Here is a 3,548-nt window from a genome sequence, read left to right as displayed (position 1 = left end):
TTCTTCACCCAGACCAAGACCAGCTACAGCGCGGGCTGAGGGGGCTAGCCGGACGCGGTGTCTCGCGGTAGCGGTCCGCCGCTGTCGCAGAGCTGTCGCGCGGACAGGCTAGGCGGCGGCATCGCAGGAGACGCCCGAGTGAACCGAGTTCGAACCGCCCTCGCCGCCGTGAGCCTTCTGGCGCTGGGCGCCTGCAGCACCGTTCAGGGCTGGTGGCCGGCGGACGCCGCTGCGCCGTCGGAGCCCGCGCCGGTCGCCGCGCCGGTCGCCGAATCGACCGCCCGGCCGACGCTGGTGGTGACCATCGTCATCGACCAGTTCAGCGCCAATCTGTTCAACCAGTATCGTGACGACTTCACCGGGGGCCTGGCCGTGCTGGCGCAGCAGGGCCGGGTCCACGCCAACGGCTTCCAGCAACACGGCCTGACCGAGACCTGCCCCGGCCACTCGACCGTGCTGACGGGCATGAACCCGGCCCGCACGGGCATTCCGGCCAACGACTGGGTCGATCCGGCCACGGGGAAAGAGGTCTACTGCCTGGCCGCGCCGGCCAACCATCTGGCCCATGGCGACGACACCAGCGACAACGGTCCGGTCGGCCCCGGACAGCTGGAGGTCACGACCCTGGCCGACTGGCTGAAGACGGCCAGCCCGCAGAGCCGCGTCTATGCGGTGTCGGGCAAGGATCGCGGCGCCATCAACCTGAACGGCCACCTCGGCGACGGGGCCTTCTGGTACACCGACGGCTTCGGCTTCACGACCTATGTCGAGCCGGGCCAGACGCCCACGGCGCGGCTGGCGCCCGTGGCGGCGCTGAACGCCCGCATCGCCGAGCGGCTGCGCGTCACGCCCGCCGCCTGGACCTACACCCACGACGTCTGCCGCCGCCTGACCGGCGACTGGCGGATCAACGGCCGAACCTTCCATTCCGACCTGCCGCCCCAGAATTTCGCGCTCGACACCTCGCCCATGCTCGACGAGCTGACGCTGGAGGCCGCGACCGAACTGCTGGAGACGAAGCAGCTGGGCCGCCGCGGCGTGGTCGACATGCTGGGCGTCAGCCTGTCGGGGACCGACCGCATCGGCCACAGCTTCGGCACCCAGGGACCGGAGATGTGCGAGCAGATGTACCGCCTCGACGCGGCGCTGGGCCGTTTCCTGCAGCGCCTGCCGCAGGGCAGCATCGTCGTCCTGACCGCGGACCACGGCGGCTCGGACTTCGTCGAGCGGCTGGCCGTGCGCGGCTATCCGCACGCCCATCGCGCCGATCCGCAGCGGCTGGCGAACATCAACGGCGCGCTGAAGGCCCGCTTCGGCCTGGATTACGACCCCCTGTCCTCGGGCGGCAGCGGGCTTATGGTCGGCGACAAGGATCACAAGGGCCTGCCGGAGCCGCTGCGCACTCGCATCATTGAGGCGGCTCTGCCGCTGCTGCGCGCCAATGCGGACGTGGCCTTCGCCGAGAGCCGCGACGTGCTGCTGGCCGAGCCCCTGCCGCCGGCGACCCTGACGCCGGACCTGATGACCGTGCGCCAGCGGATGCGGCTGTCGGCCGTGGCCGAGCGCTCGCCGGACCTGATCATCGCCCTGGCCGAGAACGTGGTCTCGGGCGGCCGGGTCGGCGGCACCATCGCCAATCACGGAACGCCCTGGGACTATGACCGCCGCGTGCCGATCATCTTCTGGTGGCCGGGCGCGCAGGGGCAGGAGCGCTTCCTGCCCATCCGCACCATCGACATCGCCCCGACCCTGGCGCCGATCGTCGGGGTGCAGACCCCGGCCGGCCTGGACGGCCGCTGCATCGATCTGCAGGCGCCCGGCGGCGCGACCTGTCCGCTCCGATAGCTCAGGTTCCCATGGCCGCAAGCGCCGCCATCAGCTGCGCGACGGAGGAGATCAAGCCCAGCACCGCGACCAGATCTGTCAGGTCCGCCAAGGCCGTCTGCAGTTTCGAGTTCGCGTCTTTCAGCGCCTTGAGCGTGTTCTTGACGAAGCCGTCGCCCTGGTCGAAGGCCTTGCTCAGGGCGAGATAATAGGCGTCGCGCGCGCCGTCCCGGTCGTCGAGCAATCGCATCCGCGCCTCGGCCGTCGGGGCCATCATGCTGAGATCGTCGAACCGCGCCCGGATGATGAACCAGGCGGATTCGATCTCCTTGAACTCCGGCGTGGCGCTTCTCATTCCTCTGCCTCCTCAGGTCCCAGAAGGGTGGCGATGGCCGTCAGTCTGTCGATCAGGGCGTCCATGTGGGCGATGGACATGCCGTCGCCCTTCTCGAACCGGTCGTGAAGGCCGATGAGGGCGTCCACCACGTCGATCTGGCTCTGATAGTCGCTCGCCGCGGCGTCGATCCGCTGGAGCTTCTCGGTGTCCAGATAGGTCTGGATGGTCCGGCAGGTCCCCTCATCCGCGGCGTTGAACCGAAGATCGGGCGAGGCGGGCAGCACTGTCAGTTCGCCTGCCAGCCCGAGGTTGGCGACTAGGGTGTTGGCGTCCAGATAGCCGCGCCGCCACAGAGCCACCGTCAGGTCGTAGCGCTGACCGACCTGATTGCTCATGACCGAGACCGTCGGGACCGCGCCGACGGCCAGGGCCTCGCGGTATCCCTTCAGCGCCGCGCTGATGTCCCGCGACGAGCTCAGCAGGCGCTCCGCCTGGTGGTCGCTGGCCCAGGCGCCGGCCAAGCCGCTGGCGATCGCGCCCGCGCCCGTGGAGATCGGTTGCAGGTTCCATTGCGCCCGCAAGGTGTTGGCGGCGCTCACCACGCCATCGACGCCGGCCTGGACCTGGCCGTAGGCGTCGTAGTCCGCCAGGCTGTTCCAGCTGGCGTAGGTCTGGACCAGCGACCTGGCCAGGTTCGTCCTCGCCCTGAGCGAGGCCGCGACGCGATCGACAGCGGGATCCGGGCTGGAGGCGGGGACGGCGGTGATCACCGGCGGGCCCGGCGGAATGTAGCAGGGCGGCGTCTGGCCGGGTGCGAGCCGAACGAACGGCGTCTGGGTCTGCAGGGCCCGAAGGAAGCGATCCTGGCGCAGGGACTCCTGGAACCCGCTTTCGACGCTGGTGGCCGAGGTCAGCAGGCCGGCGCTGGCCTCCACGCCCGCGACGCCCAGCTTCTGCGCCGCCGCGATCTTGGGTGAGACGCAGCCGCTGACGGCCAACGCACCGATGGACAAGCCGACGATCAGGACCCTAGTTTTCATGAACGCCTCCCGTGCAGATAACATTGATATCCATTTTTGGTTGAAATCAAGCCCCGAGATTCACTCATAACTTCGTGTTTCGGGAACCGGAGCGGCCTTACCCGCTCCGCGTTTCATAGGCACAAGGGGCGCTCGATCCTCTCACAGGCCGGAACCACACGATGAACAGAGCCCGGCGCGCGCGCATTGTCGCCACCCTTGGACCGGCCAGCCGGGCGCCCGGTACGGTGAAGGCCCTCGCCCAGGCGGGGGTGGACGTGTTCCGCCTCAACTTCAGCCACGGCTCACACGAGGACCACGCCGCCGCCCTGAAGGCCGTGCGCGGCGCCGAACTGGCGCTGAAGCGT

General features: G+C 69.5%; 4 protein-coding genes. 2 read left to right on the top strand and 2 right to left on the bottom strand.

Annotation, left to right across the window (positions count from 1 at the left end):
• Positions 1–138: 138 nt before the first annotated feature.
• Entirely contained in the window at positions 139–1,845 is a 1,707-nt protein-coding gene (locus Q0C81_RS09230) for an alkaline phosphatase family protein (RefSeq protein ID WP_291836759.1), read from the top strand.
• Position 1,846: 1 nt separating this feature from the next.
• Here the strand turns inward: Q0C81_RS09230 and Q0C81_RS09225 are convergent, their stop codons facing one another.
• Both Q0C81_RS09225 and Q0C81_RS09220 read right to left on the bottom strand, forming a co-directional pair.
• The gene (locus tag Q0C81_RS09225; RefSeq protein WP_291836757.1) at positions 1,847–2,179 is read right to left on the bottom strand and encodes a hypothetical protein; all 333 of its coding nucleotides are present in this window, start codon (positions 2,177–2,179) and stop codon (positions 1,847–1,849) included.
• Positions 2,176–3,201 carry a hypothetical protein gene (locus Q0C81_RS09220; RefSeq protein ID WP_291836755.1) on the bottom strand — a complete coding sequence of 342 codons (1,026 nt, stop codon included), beginning with the start codon at positions 3,199–3,201 and terminating at the stop codon, positions 2,176–2,178. Before Q0C81_RS09220 ends, Q0C81_RS09225 begins: the two co-directional genes overlap by 4 nt.
• Positions 3,202–3,362: 161 nt before the next feature.
• On the opposite strand from Q0C81_RS09220, the gene Q0C81_RS09215 reads away from it, so the two are divergent.
• Positions 3,363–3,548 (top strand): pyruvate kinase (locus Q0C81_RS09215; RefSeq protein WP_291836753.1); only part of this gene is annotated, 186 nt, incomplete at its 3' end.

This window comes from Brevundimonas sp., assembly GCF_023259385.1.
Taxonomy (GTDB): domain Bacteria; phylum Pseudomonadota; class Alphaproteobacteria; order Caulobacterales; family Caulobacteraceae; genus Brevundimonas.
The sequence above is the reverse complement of the archived record's forward strand: the minus strand, read 5'-3'. Positions and strand labels throughout refer to the sequence as shown.